Annotated in this window: 18 protein-coding genes and 1 tRNA gene; 12 read left to right on the forward strand and 7 right to left on the reverse strand. The window is 61.3% G+C overall.

Translation table 11 applies throughout. The features are described from left to right. Positions 1–171: 171 nt before the first annotated feature. The 3 genes from LIX15_RS02035 to LIX15_RS02045 form a co-directional block, all read right to left on the reverse strand. The gene (locus LIX15_RS02035; RefSeq protein ID WP_227775847.1) at positions 172–378 is read right to left on the reverse strand and encodes a hypothetical protein; all 207 of its coding nucleotides are present in this window, start codon (positions 376–378) and stop codon (positions 172–174) included. Positions 379–662: 284 nt separating this feature from the next. After that, entirely contained in the window at positions 663–1,865 is a 1,203-nt protein-coding gene (locus LIX15_RS02040) for an amidohydrolase (RefSeq protein ID WP_227775848.1), read from the reverse strand. 72 nt (positions 1,866–1,937) lie between these two features. After that, entirely contained in the window at positions 1,938–2,717 is a 780-nt protein-coding gene (locus LIX15_RS02045) for an enoyl-CoA hydratase/isomerase family protein (RefSeq protein WP_227775849.1), read from the reverse strand. Between the two features lie 125 nt (positions 2,718–2,842). Here LIX15_RS02045 and LIX15_RS02050 point away from each other — a divergent pair, with 125 nt between their 5' ends. The 5 genes from LIX15_RS02050 to LIX15_RS02070 all read left to right on the forward strand — a co-directional run bounded on the left by LIX15_RS02050 (position 2,843) and on the right by LIX15_RS02070 (position 8,169). Continuing rightward, complete coding sequence (locus LIX15_RS02050) at positions 2,843–4,213, forward strand: NAD(P)/FAD-dependent oxidoreductase (RefSeq protein ID WP_227775850.1); 1,371 nt, start codon at positions 2,843–2,845, stop codon at positions 4,211–4,213. 479 nt (positions 4,214–4,692) lie between these two features. Beyond that, on the forward strand, positions 4,693–5,685 hold the full coding sequence (locus LIX15_RS02055) for an extracellular catalytic domain type 1 short-chain-length polyhydroxyalkanoate depolymerase (protein WP_227775851.1): 993 nt from the start codon (positions 4,693–4,695) through the stop codon (positions 5,683–5,685). Positions 5,686–5,746: 61 nt separating this feature from the next. After that, positions 5,747–7,015 carry a histidinol dehydrogenase gene (gene hisD, locus LIX15_RS02060; RefSeq protein WP_227775852.1) on the forward strand — a complete coding sequence of 423 codons (1,269 nt, stop codon included), beginning with the start codon at positions 5,747–5,749 and terminating at the stop codon, positions 7,013–7,015. Positions 7,016–7,115: 100 nt separating this feature from the next. Continuing rightward, positions 7,116–7,769 carry a helix-turn-helix domain-containing protein gene (locus tag LIX15_RS02065; protein ID WP_227775853.1) on the forward strand — a complete coding sequence of 218 codons (654 nt, stop codon included), beginning with the start codon at positions 7,116–7,118 and terminating at the stop codon, positions 7,767–7,769. A 52-nt stretch (positions 7,770–7,821) separates the two neighbouring features. Next, positions 7,822–8,169 carry a HalOD1 output domain-containing protein gene (locus tag LIX15_RS02070; RefSeq protein WP_227775854.1) on the forward strand — a complete coding sequence of 116 codons (348 nt, stop codon included), beginning with the start codon at positions 7,822–7,824 and terminating at the stop codon, positions 8,167–8,169. Between the two features lie 6 nt (positions 8,170–8,175). Here LIX15_RS02070 and LIX15_RS02075 read toward each other — a convergent pair whose 3' ends face one another. After that, positions 8,176–9,360, reverse strand: a complete 1,185-nt coding sequence (locus LIX15_RS02075; RefSeq protein ID WP_227775855.1) for a pyridoxal-phosphate-dependent aminotransferase family protein — start codon at positions 9,358–9,360, stop codon at positions 8,176–8,178. 192 nt (positions 9,361–9,552) lie between these two features. On the opposite strand from LIX15_RS02075, the gene LIX15_RS02080 reads away from it, so the two are divergent. The 6 genes from LIX15_RS02080 to LIX15_RS02105 all read left to right on the forward strand — a co-directional run bounded on the left by LIX15_RS02080 (position 9,553) and on the right by LIX15_RS02105 (position 12,978). After that, on the forward strand, positions 9,553–10,095 hold the full coding sequence (locus tag LIX15_RS02080) for a four-helix bundle copper-binding protein (RefSeq protein ID WP_227775856.1): 543 nt from the start codon (positions 9,553–9,555) through the stop codon (positions 10,093–10,095). A 77-nt stretch (positions 10,096–10,172) separates the two neighbouring features. After that, the gene (locus tag LIX15_RS02085) at positions 10,173–10,460 is read left to right on the forward strand and encodes a hypothetical protein (protein ID WP_227775857.1); all 288 of its coding nucleotides are present in this window, start codon (positions 10,173–10,175) and stop codon (positions 10,458–10,460) included. After that, positions 10,457–11,401: a metal-dependent hydrolase gene (locus LIX15_RS02090; protein ID WP_227775858.1), complete on the forward strand. Its 945-nt coding sequence runs from the start codon at positions 10,457–10,459 to the stop codon at positions 11,399–11,401. Before LIX15_RS02085 ends, LIX15_RS02090 begins: the two co-directional genes overlap by 4 nt. A gap of 33 nt (positions 11,402–11,434) precedes the next feature. Beyond that, complete coding sequence (locus LIX15_RS02095) at positions 11,435–12,046, forward strand: hypothetical protein (protein ID WP_227775859.1); 612 nt, start codon at positions 11,435–11,437, stop codon at positions 12,044–12,046. Further along, complete coding sequence (locus tag LIX15_RS02100) at positions 12,043–12,708, forward strand: DUF2238 domain-containing protein (protein ID WP_227775860.1); 666 nt, start codon at positions 12,043–12,045, stop codon at positions 12,706–12,708. Before LIX15_RS02095 ends, LIX15_RS02100 begins: the two co-directional genes overlap by 4 nt. 69 nt (positions 12,709–12,777) lie before the next feature. After that, entirely contained in the window at positions 12,778–12,978 is a 201-nt protein-coding gene (locus LIX15_RS02105) for a dodecin (RefSeq protein WP_227775861.1), read from the forward strand. A gap of 88 nt (positions 12,979–13,066) precedes the next feature. Here LIX15_RS02105 and LIX15_RS02110 read toward each other — a convergent pair whose 3' ends face one another. From LIX15_RS02110 to LIX15_RS02120, 3 genes are all read right to left on the reverse strand, one after another. Continuing rightward, the gene (locus tag LIX15_RS02110; protein WP_227775862.1) at positions 13,067–13,432 is read right to left on the reverse strand and encodes a HesB/IscA family protein; all 366 of its coding nucleotides are present in this window, start codon (positions 13,430–13,432) and stop codon (positions 13,067–13,069) included. Positions 13,433–13,630: 198 nt separating this feature from the next. Further along, positions 13,631–13,801 carry a hypothetical protein gene (locus LIX15_RS02115; RefSeq protein ID WP_227775863.1) on the reverse strand — a complete coding sequence of 57 codons (171 nt, stop codon included), beginning with the start codon at positions 13,799–13,801 and terminating at the stop codon, positions 13,631–13,633. Positions 13,802–14,020: 219 nt separating this feature from the next. Next, positions 14,021–14,105 (reverse strand) — tRNA-Leu (locus LIX15_RS02120). Positions 14,106–14,206: 101 nt separating this feature from the next. On the opposite strand from LIX15_RS02120, the gene LIX15_RS02125 reads away from it, so the two are divergent. Continuing rightward, entirely contained in the window at positions 14,207–15,013 is an 807-nt protein-coding gene (locus LIX15_RS02125; RefSeq protein WP_227775864.1) for an inositol monophosphatase family protein, read from the forward strand. The last annotated feature ends 50 nt before the right edge of the window (positions 15,014–15,063 follow it).

Genomic DNA, 15,063 nt, shown 5'->3' on the forward strand with positions numbered 1-15,063 from the left:
TGTTGATTCGGATATTGGTTATTGAGTTACAGCGGTTTGCACGATGTTGCTAGCTATTTCCGACTCCAATGAAACCGCTACCGCCTCCGCAGGCCACACCCTCCCCAACCGACTGCGTTTCTCACTCCGGAAGAGCTTGCTCTTCCGTGCTCTCGTTCACTCCTTCGTCGCTCACGAGAACTTCGTTGCGATACTCATCTCTCGCGCGGGTTCAGCTTGCGCCTCCGGGCGAAGTGCCCTCCGGCGCGTCCCAGCGCGCGCCACGAGGCAAATTTGGAGTTCTCGAACCCAATCAAACCACAGTGGCGCGTGCGCCAGCAGGCCCGAGCGCTTGCCACCGAGGGCTTGCGTGGGTTCGCGCGAGGGATGAGCAAGCAAGCGCCAGCGAGTGAGCGAATCGGTTGGGGAGGGAGTGGTCTGCGGTTTCGGTGGCGGTTTTTTGGAGTCGTGACTACTACCGACTCCCCACCACTCTCACTTTCGTATTGCTGATTTCGTCGTCGTGGCGGTCATGTGTTGTCGTGATTACCTAGTGCCATGCTCAAATACTGATTACCTAGCACCTTTCGCAAACACGCTCCAATGACAATCCACCCAAACAACACTTCTCTCCGAAATTCCAAAACAGAAATTGCGTCCTCAAACCTCACGCAGTCACGCGATCACCACGCATATTCATCGCGGGGGTCGCGGTCGTCGCGCTCCGCATCGTAGGCATGTTGACCATCCACGAAAACGTGCTCCGCGTCCGACGTGATGTCGAAGGGTTCTCCATCCCAAACAACCACGTCGGCGTCGGTACCCTCCACAAGCGTTCCGACGCGATGCTCGATTCCCAGAATCTCCGCAGGGTTGCGCGTGACCGTCTCCAAGGCAACCTCCTCGGGAAGTCCCTCTCGAATCGCCAAGCCGACGCACACGTCCAGATGCTCCTGCGGGAGCACCGGTGCGTCCGTCTGGATGGCGACTTTGACGCCCGCCTCGTGGAGGATACCCGCCGTCTCGAAGGTGATGTTCGAGAGTTCGTACTTCGCACCCGAGTACAGCGACGGCCCGACGACGGCGGGTACGTCGCGTTTCACGAACTCGTCGGCGAGGACGTGGCCCTCCGTCGCGTGTTCGATGGAGAGGTCGGAAATGCCGAACTCGTCGGCGATGCGGAATACGGTCGCGATGTCGTCCGCGCGGTGGGCGTGGACGCGGAGCGGCAGGTCGCCCTCGACGACTCGCGCGAGGTTTTCTAACCCCAAATCGCGCTCGAAGGAATCGCCCTCTTCCTCGGTCTTCTCGCGCCGAGAAACGTAATCCTCGGCGTCCATGAGCGCCTGCCGAAGGGTGGCCGCGATTCCGGGCCGAGTGGTCGGTTCGCGCCCGTTCTGGTCGCCGTGGACGCGCTTTGGGTTCTCGCCCATCGCGGCCTTCATCCCGTCCTCCTGAATCAGCATCTCGTCGGCGAGATCGCCGTAGGTTTTCATCGAGCAGATGATTCCGCCGACGACGTTCGCGCTCCCCATTCGAGCACTGACGGTCGTCACGCCGCCCCGATAGGCGTGTTGCAGTTCCTCGTCACGGGGGTGAAAGCCGTCCAGCGCGTTGACGTGCGGCGTCACTGGGTCGGTGAGTTCGTTCACGTCGCCGTCCTCGGGTTCGCCCCACTCGCCCATCCCGGCGTGGCTGTGAGCCTCCACGAGACCGGGCGTGACCGGCTTTCCGTCGGCGTCGATAATTTCGGCATCCTCGGGCACGTCAACGTCCGAATCCGCACCGACCGCGACGATTTTGCCCTCCTCGAACAGCACGGCTCCGTTTTCGATGGTTCCCGCCTCCGAAACAGTGTGAACCTCTCCATCGACAATTGCCTGCATTGCACAACCCTTCGCAATGAGAAAGGTTAGTATTTCGGTTCGAAATACGTCGTGTTCGTTCGCGATTCGATTCTACCGCCCCTCGAACTCCGGCGTCTCCTTCTCGAAGAACGCCGCCAATCCGCGCTCGTAATCCTCGGTTTCGGTCATCCGGGCTATGCTGTCGGTTTCGCTCGCCATCTGTGCCGAGAGGTCGCGGCCCAGTCCGCGGTTGAACAGGCGTTTCGTCGCACCGTAAGCACGGGTCGGCCCGTCCGCGAGGGATTCCGCGAGTTCGACGAGGCGGGCGTCGAAGTCCTCGGCAACTTCCGTGGCGAGTCCCATCTCGACAGCGTCGTTCGGGAAAATCGGGTCGTCCAACAGAGCGATTTCCTTCGCCCGGCGCAGGCCGACGAGGTGCGGCAGGAAGTAGGTCGAACCGCCGTCGCCGGTCAGGCCGACTCGCGGGTACGCGAACTCCAAGCGAGAATCTTCGGCAAGCAGGACGATGTCACCTGAAAGCGCGAGTCCGAACCCGCCGCCGGCGGAGACGCCGTTGACGCCCGTGATGACGGGTTTCGGCGCGCGAACCAGATTCTCGATGGAGCGGTGCAGGCTCGACGCTATTTTCCGGAGCGTGCGCGCGTCCTCCGAGTTGCCCGAAAGCACCGACAGGTCGGCACCCGTGTTGAACGCGCCGTCGGTTCCAGTGAGGACGATACAGCGCGAATCGTCGTCGTGCAGGGCCATCGTGACCGTTCGCAGTTCGTCCGCCATCTCGCGGTTCATCGCGTTGTGCATTTCGGGACGGTTCATCGTCACGCGGGCGATATCCTCGACGCGCTCGATATCGAGATACTCGAACTCCGTCATATCGTTTTCTGCGAGGGGAATCACCAAAATCGTACCGTCGTGAAAACGTATCGTGATTGTGCGAAAATCCATTCGCCGAACAAAAGGTCAAGAATTTAGTACCCCATGTTGAGTACGGTAGCCGTATGGAGCGATTTGACGTTGCTGTCGTGGGCGGCGGCCCCGCCGGAATGTCGGCAGGAAAGCAAGCCGCGACGCACGGTGCGAGCGCCGTCGTCTTGGAACAGGGCGTCCCCCGCGCTGACCGCGATTTCCTCGGCCCGGATTCCACCGACGCCGCCGGAATGTTGGACTACTGGGTGGACATCATGGACGAGGATTACCGGGAGATTCCCGACCGCATCATCCTACAGGAACTCGACCGGGTGGACTTCATCGGCCCGAATGAGAATGCGGTTCTCCGCCGCACGGGTATCGAAGCTTCGTACCCGAAGATGGGGTTCACCTTCAACCGAACGTGGATGGACGACTGGCTCAGAGAACGCGCCGAGGAGTCCGGCGCGGAGTACCGCGTCGGCGTCGGCGTCAAACGAACCGAAACCGACCTCGGCGCGGAGTACCGCCACACCCTCCGTCTGGCGGACGGCGAAAACATTTCGGCAAAATACCTGATTCTCGCCGACGGCCCACAGCGTCGCGTCACGCTAAACACGTTAGACCAGTTCATGCCGGACGGGCGATCGGTGAGCGACCACCTCAGTCCGCCGACGGCGAACCACATCGCCTATCAGGAGTATCGGGAGTTTCCCGAGGAACTGTTCGAACGCTCCGCGCTCAAGTTCTGGTGGGGCTACATCCCCGGCGAAACAGCCTACCCGTGGGTGTTCCCGAACGACGGTACGGTGGCCCGCGTCGGCCTCACGATGCCCATCGGGATGAATATAGAAAACATAGAAAATCCCGACTCCTACGTCCTCCTGAACGAAGACGACGAGAGCCTCCCTCGCGCCGGGGAGTACATTCGCAGGCTCCTCGAACACGAGTACGGCGACGAGTACGACATCGAGACGGATTTCCCGCTGGTCGAAGACCGCGGGAAATCCGGTGGGACGGAGACCTACCCGATTTCCTCGACCAAGCCGATCGAATCGCCCGTCGAGGCCGGTATCGCGGTCGCAGGCGGCGCGATGGGAACGACCAGCGCGTTCCACGAAGGCGGTTACCACGTTGCGGTTCGAACCGGCAAAATCGCCGGGGAACTCGCCGCGACCGATTCGCTCGAATCGTACAACGACGAGTGGAAGGCCACAATCGGGGACGAACTCCTTCGGAACGTCTCCTTCGCGGACATCGTCGCTGATTACGGTCCTGACGATTGGGACGACACCTTCTCGATGGCGGACAAACTACTCAAAAGCGAAGGGAAAGGACTGCTCCGGTCGAAGTTCGGGTCGGGTGTCAAGGCGGCGAGACTCGCCACGAAATACAAGAAAACGAAGTACGGCTATCGAAACGGCGGCTACGTCCAATTGAAGGAGTCGGAGTACACCATCTAACTTCGGACGAGAAACGACGATTTTATCGAATTAGTGACAATGTCTAGTAGGAGACAACCCGAAAGCCCTTATCGGGTTCGACGCCTACCTATTCTTTGCGTACCTCAGTCCCCGCCGGAGCAATCCCACTTCGGGAGCGATGACCGAGCGGAGAACCCGGGTACGCGACAGTTCAGTGAGTACGGTGATCGCTCCGAAATCACCCCCTGAGCCGGTGGAACCGGTTCAAACGTGGCAGTTCTCAAATTCGCCCGCCGAGATGGTAACTGCGTCTCGGTGCTCGGTGGTTCATCCACCCGCCCGGCACGAGGGTTTGCCAGCCGACGCGGCACGCCGCCTCGGGATGAGGCTGGAAGTTAGTGTTCCGGGCGACATTTCGATAACCGATAGCAGAACGCATCTCGATTCCATTCGATACTATTTACATATTAACCCATCGTTAGATTTTATTCGAAAGTGTTAGCACGATACGCCGCACCATGAAACTCGATAGACGAACACTCCTGCGGTCGGTCGGCGGAACGGTTGCCACCGCGGGCATCCTCGGCAGTGCGGGAACGGCCACAGCAGAAGGCTCGTACACGAACCACTACTACAGCGGCTTCGACTACTGGAAGTACGTCCCCGACTCGGCGGGGGCGGGGTCGCCGCTCGTCGTGATGCTTCACGGCTGTACCCAAGACGCAGACCAGTTCCGCGTGGAAACGGGCATGAACGAAGTCGCGGACGAAGAGGGGTTCGTCGTCATCTATCCCGACCAGTACAACGCGCGAAACAGTGAACAGTGCTGGAACTGGTTTTACGACGCGAACACCGTCCGCGGAAACGGCGAGGCCGCGGTCATCGCCGGAATGACGCAGGAAACGATAGACGCGCATACTCTCGATTCCGAACGGGTGTACGTCGCCGGACTCTCCGCTGGCGGCGCGATGGTTCCAAACTTGCTCGCCGAGTACGCCGACATCTACTCGGCGGGCGGTATCCACTCAGCACTAGAATACGACGCCGCGGACAGCGCGACGGAGGCGACGATAGCGATGGAGGAGGGCGGGCCAAACCCCGAGGAGAAAGGTGTCGATGCCTACGACGCGATGGAGTACTACGGCATCACGAGTTTGCGCCCGACGATCGTTTTCCACGGAACCGCAGACGAAACCGTCGCACCGATAAACGGCGACCAAGCGACGGTTCAGGCGATTCAGACGAACGACCTCGCTTCCGACGGCGCGGACGACGACAACGTCGATACGACGGCGGATTCGGTGACGAACGGCCAATCCGATTCGTTCAGCTACACCGTTTCGGATTACCGCGACGACTCCGGCAACAACCTCGTGGAGTACTGGGAGGTGGACGGCATGGGTCACGCGTGGTCGGGCGGAACCGCTGGCGGGGAGTACACCGCACCGGGCGGCCCGGAGGCGAATCGGCGGATGTGGGACTTCTTCATCCAACACGCAAGGAGTGAGTGACTCGAAAACAAATCCGTCCGAGAGCGCAAACCGTTTTTCCGCGCACTTCGAACACCGGGACATGAACACGAAGAAAATTGCCGACCTCGGCCCGGATGAGCGCCGCGCGTTGTTCGACCGGGACGCCGGAATCGAGAGCGTCCGCGGCGACGTGCGCGACATCATCGATCAGGTGCGAACCGAGGGCGACGTGGCGGTTCGAGAGTTCTGCCGCGAGTTTGACGGCGTGGAAGTCGGCAACATCGATATCACGGACGACGCTGAACGCGCCTACGAGGAAATCGACGCGGACGTGCGCGAGGCCATCGAAGACGCCGCGGCAAACATCCGCGAGTTCCACGAAGCCCAACTGCCGGAAGATTGGCGCGAGGAGTTCGGCGGACGCGAACTCGGCCGTCGATTCCGGCCCATCGAGCGCGTCGGCGTGTACGCGCCGGGCGGCACCGCGGCCTACCCCTCCAGCGCGCTTATGGGCGTCATCCCTGCGAAAGTTGCGGGGGTGGAACAGGTCGCGGTGGCCACGCCGCCGGGCGAACCACAGAACCCGATCACGCTGGCCGCGATTCACGCCGCGGGCGCGGACAGGGTGTACCGCGTCGGCGGCGCGCAGGCGATCGCCGCGTTAGCCTACGGAACTGAGCAGGTAGACCGCGTGCAGAAAATCGTCGGCCCCGGCAATCGCTGGGTGACAGCGGCGAAGGCGGAGGTGCAGGGCGACGTGGCAATTGACTTCCTCGCGGGACCGAGCGAACTGCTCGTCCTCGCGGACGAGTCGGCGAATCCGAAACACGTCACCAGCGATATGGTCGCGCAGGCCGAACACGACGAAAACGCGTCCGTGGTCACGGTGACAGACGATCCCGACTTCGCCGAGGCAGTCGCCGCGGAAATCGACCGCCAAGCGAGCGAACGCCAGCGCGAGGACGTGATTCGGGCCGCGCTCGAAAACGACGCGGGCGGCGTGTTCGTCGCTCGGTCGATGAGCGAAGGCCTGCTGTTCGCGGAGGAGTACGCGGCGGAACACCTCTCTATCCAAGCGGAAAACGACGAGGAACTCTTAGACCGAATCGACAGCGCGGGAAGCGTCTTCTTGGGTTCGTACACCCCCGTCGCGGCGGGCGATTACGCCTCGGGAACGAACCACGTCCTGCCGACGACCGGACTGGCGAAAATCACGGGCGGTCTGTCGGTCGATACCTTCCTCCGCTCGACTACGGTTCAGCGGTTAGACGAAGACGCACTCGACTCCCTTTCGGAGACGATTACGACGCTCGCTGAAGCGGAGGGGTTGGAAGCGCACGCTGAAAGCGTGCGCAAGCGGTTCGAATAGCAGTCTGAAAGCGGTTGAGCGGCGAACAAGGTTCGCCTGCCTGTGCTTTTCCGGGGTAGTGTTTTACCGTTTCAGTCCGTCGTTCAGAAACGTTCGAACGATGAACTTCATAGCTGAGTTCGACATCACCACGCCGATTTTGGCGAAAACGCGACGCGCTGTCACCGGGTTGGTCGTCGATATAGAGGATTTACAACTCCGGTCGGGAAAGTCACCGGTGCTCGTCTGCTGGGTCGACTGCGACGACTTCGACGTCATCGACAGGGAACTTCCGACCGACCCGACCGTCGAAGCGTTCGAAATCCTCGCGGAAAGCAGTGGGAGACGATTGTACCGCGTGGCGCTTTCGGAAAAAGGGGAGGCCGCTCTCGTCTACCCAGTCGCGGTGGAACACGGAATCACGTTTCTCGAAGTGAGAGCCACTGACGACGGCACGCACATCAGCGCCCGGATTCCAAATCGAGACGTGCTGCTCTCGTTACAAAGTCGATTAGAAGAACGCGACGTTTCGCTCCAACTCAAACGTATCTATCGCGCGGACGACTCCGGCGACGTTCCCTACGGAGTCTCCGAGCGACAGCGAGAAATCCTGTTGTATGCCGTCGAAGCGGGATTTTTCGAGGTACCGCGGAAAATCACGCTTCGAGACATAGCGGTGGAGTTCGACATCACCGACCAAGCCGTTTCGACGCTCTTGCGACGAGGGTTGACGAACCTTCTCCGTCACACCCTCGCCTCGTCCGTAGATACTTAAAACGTTGAATGACCAACGGAAGGTGATACCCCGACAGCCCCGCTATTCCCGAATGCATCAAATGCCCTCGAAAGTAACCACATCGAAAGACTGCGGGAGGGAACAGTTTTGTTACCAATGCAATCAGAACGAAACGCCGACCGAAGCGGTTCTCTCTGCGGTCTCTGCCGTCTCCAACCGAAAAATCATTCCAAGTGCGACCGGCGATGACGACCCCGACGCCCTCGAACCGCTATACGGCGCCATCAATACGGACGCGCTCGATGCACTCATCGGTTCCATCGAAGGCAACTCGGGAACCGACGGAAGCGTGACGTTCGGCTACAGCGGCCACGAGGTGACGGTAAAAAGTACGGGCGAAATCCTGGTTTGTGCGTCGCCAGCGCCCCCTAACTACTGACTGGTTCTATTTGCCGAGCGCGGTACTCGTCGCGGACAGTCCTGCCTCCACGTCCACGTCGGCACCCTGTTTTTCCAAGGCGTCGCCGAGCGCGCTGACGAGATACGACACCGTTTCCGGTCGGGCGGAGTAGCCCATACAGCCGATTCGGAATATTTCGCCGTCCAAATCCCCGAGCCCGGTGGCAATTTCGAGGTCGTACTGCTCCAGCAGGTAGTCGGTTACGTCCGTGTCCGTGACGCCCGCGGGCACCCGAACCGCGTTGAGGCTCGGCAACCAGTAGTCGTCCGGCGCGTTCATCTCGACGCCCATCGCCTCGACGCCCGTCTTGAGCGCGCCAGCCACGTTTCGGTGGCGTTCCCACCGCGCTTCGATACCTTCCTCGGCGACCAGTCGAAGGGCTTCGCGGAGCGCGTAGACGTTCGTAATCGGGGCGGTGTGGTGGTATGCACGCTCGTCGCCCCAGTACCCTTCCAGCAAACTGAGGTCGAGATACCACGACCGGGCGAGTTCCTCGCGCGACAGCACCTTCTCCATCGCGCGGTCGTTGAGCGTCAGCGGACTGGCCCCGGGCGGGCAGGAGAGGCACTTCTGTGGCCCGGAGTAGGCCACGTCGATGTCCCACTCGTCCACTCGTAGTTCGACGCCGCCGAGCGAAGTCACGCAGTCAGCAATCACGAGCGCGTCGCGGTCGTGCGCGATGTCGGTGAGTTCCGAAACGTCGGGTTGAACCACGCCCGTACTCGTTTCGGCGTGGACGAATCCGAACACGTCCGGGTCGTGTTTTTCGAACGCCGCTTCCACGTCCGATGAGTCGAGAGGCTCACCCCACGGCGCATCGACGTGGACGACATCGCCGCCCGCTCGGGTCGCCATCGACTCCATCCGTCCGCCGAAGTAGCCGTTCGTCGGAACGAGCATAGTGTCGCCAGGTTCGACCACGTTACCTATCGCTGCCTCCATCGACGCCGATCCTGTGCCGGACACCGGAATCGTCCACTTATTCTCGGTTCGGAAGGTGTACCGGAGCAGGTCTTGCACGTCGTTCATTACCTCGATGAACGACGGATCTAAATGACCGACCAACGGCGTACTCATCGCCCTGAGTACGCGTGGATGCACTTCGCTCGGGCCGGGGCCCATCAGCGTCCTGTCCGGTGGTGTCAACTCGCCTACGGTGGGCTTTTCCATGCGCCACTGTATCACGCGAAGTACCAAAAACCCCGCCTTCCCGGCATCGCGTGTCCAACGCCTCATTGAATCGGACAACGCGGCGTTTCTCCGGTCGAATAGTTTCCGAACGGTGGAAACGGTCGCCTCGATTTATCCGACGCATCGGTGTACGCCGGGACACCCCAGCACGTTGCTGGGTGGAGGAAAACAATGGCACATCATAGACATATGCAGGGTCCACACGGACAGCAGTACGGCCAACCGCAACGGCAAGGCCAGATGCAAGGTCAGCAGTATGGTCAATCAGAGCAGCAGGGCCATCAAGGCATGGGCCAACGGGGCCAGCAAATGACACAACAGATCGGCCAGTTCGAAGACCAGCTGCCGGGCGAGATGCGAATCGCGCTCGAAGACTTCGAGAAGGCCGCGAAGGTGTGCGACTGGTGTGCCGACCAGTGCATCGACGAAGGGCCGCAGATGGCCGACTGCATCAGACTCTGCCGCGACGTAGCAGACCTCGGGACGTTGAACGCGAAACTCATTTCCCGCGATTCGGTCTTCGGGCCGGAGGTCGCGGAAGTGTTCGCGAACGCCGCCGAGGAATGTGCCAACGAGTGCAGGCGACACCAGCATACACACTGTCAGGAGTGTGCAACCGTGCTTTCCCGAGCCGTCGATTCGACCTACCGACTGCTTGACGGGCTCCAGAGCGGACAGACAGAATCGTCCACCCAACAGCAGTCGCAGTTCTAAGGTCGCACTCTTTTTTCACACGACAAACCGCAGTAGTACGATTTATCGGACACCGACGGCCGCCGAGCGTTCGGTTCGTGGTGCCGGTCGTCACCGACGCGAATCCGGATTACGACGGCGAAACGACCGAAATGGTCGTCGCTCTTATTTCCACTTGCAACGGATTTTCGAGCGGTCGCTCGCCGAACTACGCCAGCATCCCGACCCGCCGATACGCGGGATACGACACGCGTACTCGAACGCGCATTGAAGTCGCTTTCTCGCGACGTTTCCGCGCCTCAACAGGAAGGGATGGGTCGGTAGGTAACCCATCCGTTCTCGGAGAGAAGTTTATAATCGCTGAACGCGAAGGAGAAATCCCATGATGGTCGGCCACGCCCTGTTAGCCTTCGCGCTGACGGCGCTCGTCGCCAACCGATACCGGCCTGCAGAGCGCGCGCTCGCGTTCGGCGTGGTAGCAGGCGCGTTCGCCACGGTTCCCGATGTGGACATGGCCTACGCGCTGGTCGGACTCGCGCAGGCCGGATTCGGCGGCGTTTGGTCAATGACCGGTGCGTTCTGGGGAAGTTCACAACTCGTCCACCGGGCGGTGACGCACTCGCTCGTCGTCGGTCTCATCGCCGCTCCCGGATTCGTTCTGCTAACCGGACCGACCTCTAGAAAAGCGATTGGCGCGATCACCCTCTCGGCCCTCGTCTGGATTGGGTTCGCGGAAAGCGGCGCCCTCGGCGGGGGTGTCATGCTCGTCTTCGTACTGGCGGGAACGGCGGTCGCGCTCGCCGCGGCTGCGCGCACTGACCTCGGGTCGCGAGAGCTGCTCTTCGCGGCGACGTTCGGCCTGCTGTCGCATCCCTTTGGCGACCTATTCACCGGCGAACCGCCGCAATTCCTCTACCCCCTCGATAGCGTGCTGTTTCACAGCCGAGTCGCCCTGTTCCCCGACCCGACGTTGAATCTGCTCGCCATCTTCGGGTTGGAACTGGCGACCGCGTGGCTCGCCGTCGGCGTGTACTTCCGTCTGCGCGACGGCCACCGCGAAAAACGTCTGCTGGGACACGTCCACGGACGGGCGACGCTCGGCGCAGGCTACGCGCTGACCGCGGTGTTCTTTCCGGCACCGACGCTCGACGTTTCGTACCACTTCGTCTTCTCGGTACTCGCGGTCGGTGCCGTGGGCGTTGGCCCGAAACTGTATCCCCTGCGCACATTCCGCGTAGAACGCGACCCTCGTGCGTGGCTCTGCACCGGTATGGCCGCGGTTACGGTCGCGGTACTGGCGTACGCAGGAGCATACGTCACGGCCTAACCTTTCTTACCGACGGCAGCCCTATCGAGCGATATGGCACAGCGAAGCGGCCGGTTGGACGCGTTCGTAGAAGACAAGCGCGTCAACGCCGGATTGGCGTGGATTTTGGTCGGATTTTTGCTGGTTGTCGTGGTGGTGAGCCTACTCCGGGCGGATTTCCTGTGGGCTATCTTCGCCGGGTTCGTCTTCGCGCTGGCGGTGATTCCACCGATTTCCTATCGAAATGCCGAAGCAATGCTTCCGTGGGAAGTGCTGCTACTCGCCGCACTTCCCGTCCTCGGGCGCGCGCTCGCGACGCTCGCGCTGACGACGCGAGCGTCGACGTACCTCTCGGTGGCTGCGCTCGCGCTCATCGTCGCCGTCGAACTGCACGTTTTTACTCCGGTTCGGATGACCCACTGGTTCGCCATTCTCTTCGTCGTCACCGCGACGATTGCGACGGCGGGCGTCTGGGCGGTCATCGAATGGCTCTCCGACGTGTACCTCGGCACCGCGTTCATCGAGAGCGAACGGCTGCTGATGTGGGACTTCGTCTACGCAACGGCGGTCGGCATCGTCGCGGGTATCGTCTTCGAACTGTACTTCCGACGAGTCGCACCGCCTCGAACGCGACTGCCGGACGACGTTCAGGAGCGGATAGAATGAGGGTTCGCGAGCGACTCGGGATTTCGCCCCGACGACAACGACAGTTGACTCGCGTGATGGAGTTGAGCCTCGTCGGCATTTTCTTCGTCGGAGTGGACAGGGGAAATCTCGGAATCATGGTCAACGCCGGAATCGCGTTCGCCATCACGCACGTTCCGGCAGTCATCGAACGGGACTATCACATTCCGATGGACGCCGGGCTGACGCTGTGGATTACGACCGCCGTTTTCCTGCACGCCGTCGGCACCCTCGGCCCGTACCAGAACGTCTGGTGGTGGGATCACGTCACGCACGCGCTTTCGGCGTCGCTCGTCGCAGCGGTCGGTTATGCCACCGTTCGAGCGCTGGACGCCCACTACGACGACGTCTACCTCCCGCCACGGTTCATGTTCGTGTTCATCCTCATGTTCGTGGTCGCGTTCGGCGTCATCTGGGAGGTCGTCGAGTTTGGAATCAGCGGACTGGCGGTCGTCCTGGGCGCGAAGACGGTGCTGACCCAGTACGGGCTGGGAGACACGATGCTCGACCTCATGTTCAACACGGTCGGCGGCCTCATCACGGCGATTTGGGGAACCGCGTACCTCTCCGACGTGGTCGGCGCGCTGACGGAGCGACTCGACGGCCAGATGCAAGGCGCGGAGTACGAACGGCAAGACGATTGACAGATCGAACGAACGCGCCAACCAACGGCCAGTGCGACTTTTACCCGCGGCGGAAAATGAGAGGACGCCATGGTGTTCAAGAAAGTCACCCTCATCGGAACGAGCGACGAGAGTTTCGACGCCGCCGCGGACGACGCAATCGACCGAGCAGAGAAAACGCTCGACAACGTCAAATGGGTCGAAGTAGACCACCTCGGCGTCGAAATCGCGGCCGTCGAAGATCGAGAGTATCAGGCCGAAGTGACCGTCGCTTTCGAACTGGAAGAATGAGGACGAAGCGTAAGTAGAGTACTAAAAGCGTACCGCAGTCTTTTTTGTTCCGTTCCGATTGCGGGCGAGTCGTCTCGATTAGATTCGACTACGTCCGGAAGCTTTCGCCACAGCCGCATTCGGAGACGACGTTCGGGTTATCGACGTGGAAGCCAGCGCCCTGCAGGCCGGTTTCGTAGTCCACGACGCTTCCCTCGATGTAGTTCATACTCGCAGGGTCGACGAACACGCGCAGTTCGTGGTGAGTGAACACCGTGTCGTCCGACTCGGGTTCGTCGTCGAATCGCATGCCGTAGGAGAGTCCGGCACAGCCACCCTGTTGGACGAATAGGCGCAGTCCGGCGACTCCAGGGTCGAGATCTTCGCTCTCCAGCAAGTCAAGGGCCTGCTCGGCGGCAATTTCCGTCACCTCGATTTGCGTCGTCTCCCCACTTTGCGCGGCGTCAGTACTCATAGATGTTGTTTGTCGTCCCGGCCTCATTAACGTTCGCCCCTAGCACGGATTTGGTGGCAAGGACGTTGTAGGGTCGTCCAAATGCTATCGGGAGATTTCTTCTGAGTAATGCTAACTGGCGGTTTTTCAGGAATGGTGCTAGGTAATCACGACTCCAATCAAACCGCACCCGCCCACGTACCTCCCCAACCGACTCCCTCACTCGCTGACGCTCGTTTCGGTAATCCCTCGCGCGGCTTTGCTCCGACGTCTCGGACGATCGTATCCGAGACGTCTCGCCAGCGCGCGCCACATCGCTTGCTTACTCAGCCGAATGGTTGCGCCAGCGCACTCGGACGAGCGACGAACGACAGTGAGGTGCGAGTCCAAATCTGCGTCCGGTAACTTCGTTTGTTGTCGGGAGTAGCTAGCGACAAAGAGCCAGTCTCATTCGAAGTAGTGCTAACAGAAACACAGAAATCACGAAGAACTCTCTATCGAGCTAGTCCACGTCACAGAAGGTTTTTGCGAGAGCCTGTTTGTTGGCCCTATGAGGTTTTTTGCGAGGGAAGAGCGCTCCGATGCGGTCTTCCTGCACTCTGTTATGAGTGCGAGGGAAGGGATTTGAACCCTTGGACCTCTACAGGAGCGGATCTTGAGTCCGCCGCCGTTGGCCGAGCTTGGCTACCCTCGCACGCAGTTTCTACTCCTCGCTGGGTGACTTAAAACGTTCCGGATTCGAAAACGGCACTCCGAAGCGACACTCCTTTTCCACTTCGCCGCGCCTGTCACAGCATGACCGACACGAACGCGCGATTTCGACTTGCAAAACGCGCCGCGACGGCGGGGAGCGAAATCGCGGCGGAAGGCTTCCGGAACGATATCGCGGTGGAGACGAAATCGAACAAGACCGACGTGGTGACGGAAGCGGACCGCCAGAGCCAGCGCCGGGTTATCGAAGTCGTCCGCGAGGAGTACCCCGACGACGCGATCGTCGGCGAGGAGGACGACGAACTGAAGGAAGTACCGGCGGAGGGAGACGTCTGGATAATCGACCCGATAGACGGCACGAACAACTTCGTCCGCGGGATTCCGATATGGGCGACTAGCGTGGCCGCGGTTCGGGACGGCGAGACGGTCGCCGCCGCGAACGTCTGCCCCGCGCTCGGCGACGTCTATACCGCGGACGCGGAGGGAACGTATCTGAACGGCGAGCAGGTGACGGTCAGCGACCGCACCGACCCGGAGACGTTCACGGTCTGCCCGACGCTCTGGTGGGATTTCGATCGACGGGACGAGTACGCCGCGACGGCGCGCGGTATCGTCGAACGGTTCGGCGACATGCGCCGGTTCGGCTGTGCGCAAATCGTCCTCGGGATGGTCGCCAGCGGCGCGCTGGACGGCACCGTCGCGAACGTCGTTCCGAATCCGTGGGACACCGTCGCGGGCGTTCACATGGTTCGGCAGGCGGGCGGGCAGGCGACCGACATCCACGGCGAACCGTGGACGACCGGGAGCAGGGGGCTGGTGGCGTCCAACGGCGAGGCTCACGACGAGGTGCTGGCCGCGGCCCGCGAGGCCGAAGCACATCGTGAAACGTAGGGAAACGGTCGTCGACAGTTCAGAATACTGCAACCGGGCTCCGGGGAAGG

Origin of the sequence: Haladaptatus pallidirubidus (assembly GCF_020700235.1) — an archaeon.
Taxonomy (GTDB): Archaea; Halobacteriota; Halobacteria; order Halobacteriales; family Haladaptataceae; genus Haladaptatus; species Haladaptatus pallidirubidus.

What these genes read in the sequence shown, in the direction of transcription:
- LIX15_RS02090 (WP_227775858.1), top strand. Translation starts at nt 10,457, where the DNA reads ATGATGGTCGGCCACGCCCTGTTAGCCTTCGCGCTGACGGCGCTCGTC.
- LIX15_RS02040 (WP_227775848.1), bottom strand. Translation starts at nt 1,865, where the DNA reads ATGCAGGCAATTGTCGATGGAGAGGTTCACACTGTTTCGGAGGCGGGA.
- LIX15_RS02095 (WP_227775859.1), top strand. Translation starts at nt 11,435, where the DNA reads ATGGCACAGCGAAGCGGCCGGTTGGACGCGTTCGTAGAAGACAAGCGC.
- hisD (WP_227775852.1), top strand. Translation starts at nt 5,747, where the DNA reads ATGAACACGAAGAAAATTGCCGACCTCGGCCCGGATGAGCGCCGCGCG.
- LIX15_RS02070 (WP_227775854.1), top strand. Translation starts at nt 7,822, where the DNA reads ATGCATCAAATGCCCTCGAAAGTAACCACATCGAAAGACTGCGGGAGG.
- LIX15_RS02100 (WP_227775860.1), top strand. Translation starts at nt 12,043, where the DNA reads ATGAGGGTTCGCGAGCGACTCGGGATTTCGCCCCGACGACAACGACAG.
- LIX15_RS02105 (WP_227775861.1), top strand. Translation starts at nt 12,778, where the DNA reads ATGGTGTTCAAGAAAGTCACCCTCATCGGAACGAGCGACGAGAGTTTC.
- LIX15_RS02045 (WP_227775849.1), bottom strand. Translation starts at nt 2,717, where the DNA reads ATGACGGAGTTCGAGTATCTCGATATCGAGCGCGTCGAGGATATCGCC.
- LIX15_RS02125 (WP_227775864.1), top strand. Translation starts at nt 14,207, where the DNA reads ATGACCGACACGAACGCGCGATTTCGACTTGCAAAACGCGCCGCGACG.
- LIX15_RS02065 (WP_227775853.1), top strand. Translation starts at nt 7,116, where the DNA reads ATGAACTTCATAGCTGAGTTCGACATCACCACGCCGATTTTGGCGAAA.
- LIX15_RS02075 (WP_227775855.1), bottom strand. Translation starts at nt 9,360, where the DNA reads ATGGAAAAGCCCACCGTAGGCGAGTTGACACCACCGGACAGGACGCTG.
- LIX15_RS02055 (WP_227775851.1), top strand. Translation starts at nt 4,693, where the DNA reads ATGAAACTCGATAGACGAACACTCCTGCGGTCGGTCGGCGGAACGGTT.
- LIX15_RS02080 (WP_227775856.1), top strand. Translation starts at nt 9,553, where the DNA reads ATGGCACATCATAGACATATGCAGGGTCCACACGGACAGCAGTACGGC.
- LIX15_RS02110 (WP_227775862.1), bottom strand. Translation starts at nt 13,432, where the DNA reads ATGAGTACTGACGCCGCGCAAAGTGGGGAGACGACGCAAATCGAGGTG.
- LIX15_RS02050 (WP_227775850.1), top strand. Translation starts at nt 2,843, where the DNA reads ATGGAGCGATTTGACGTTGCTGTCGTGGGCGGCGGCCCCGCCGGAATG.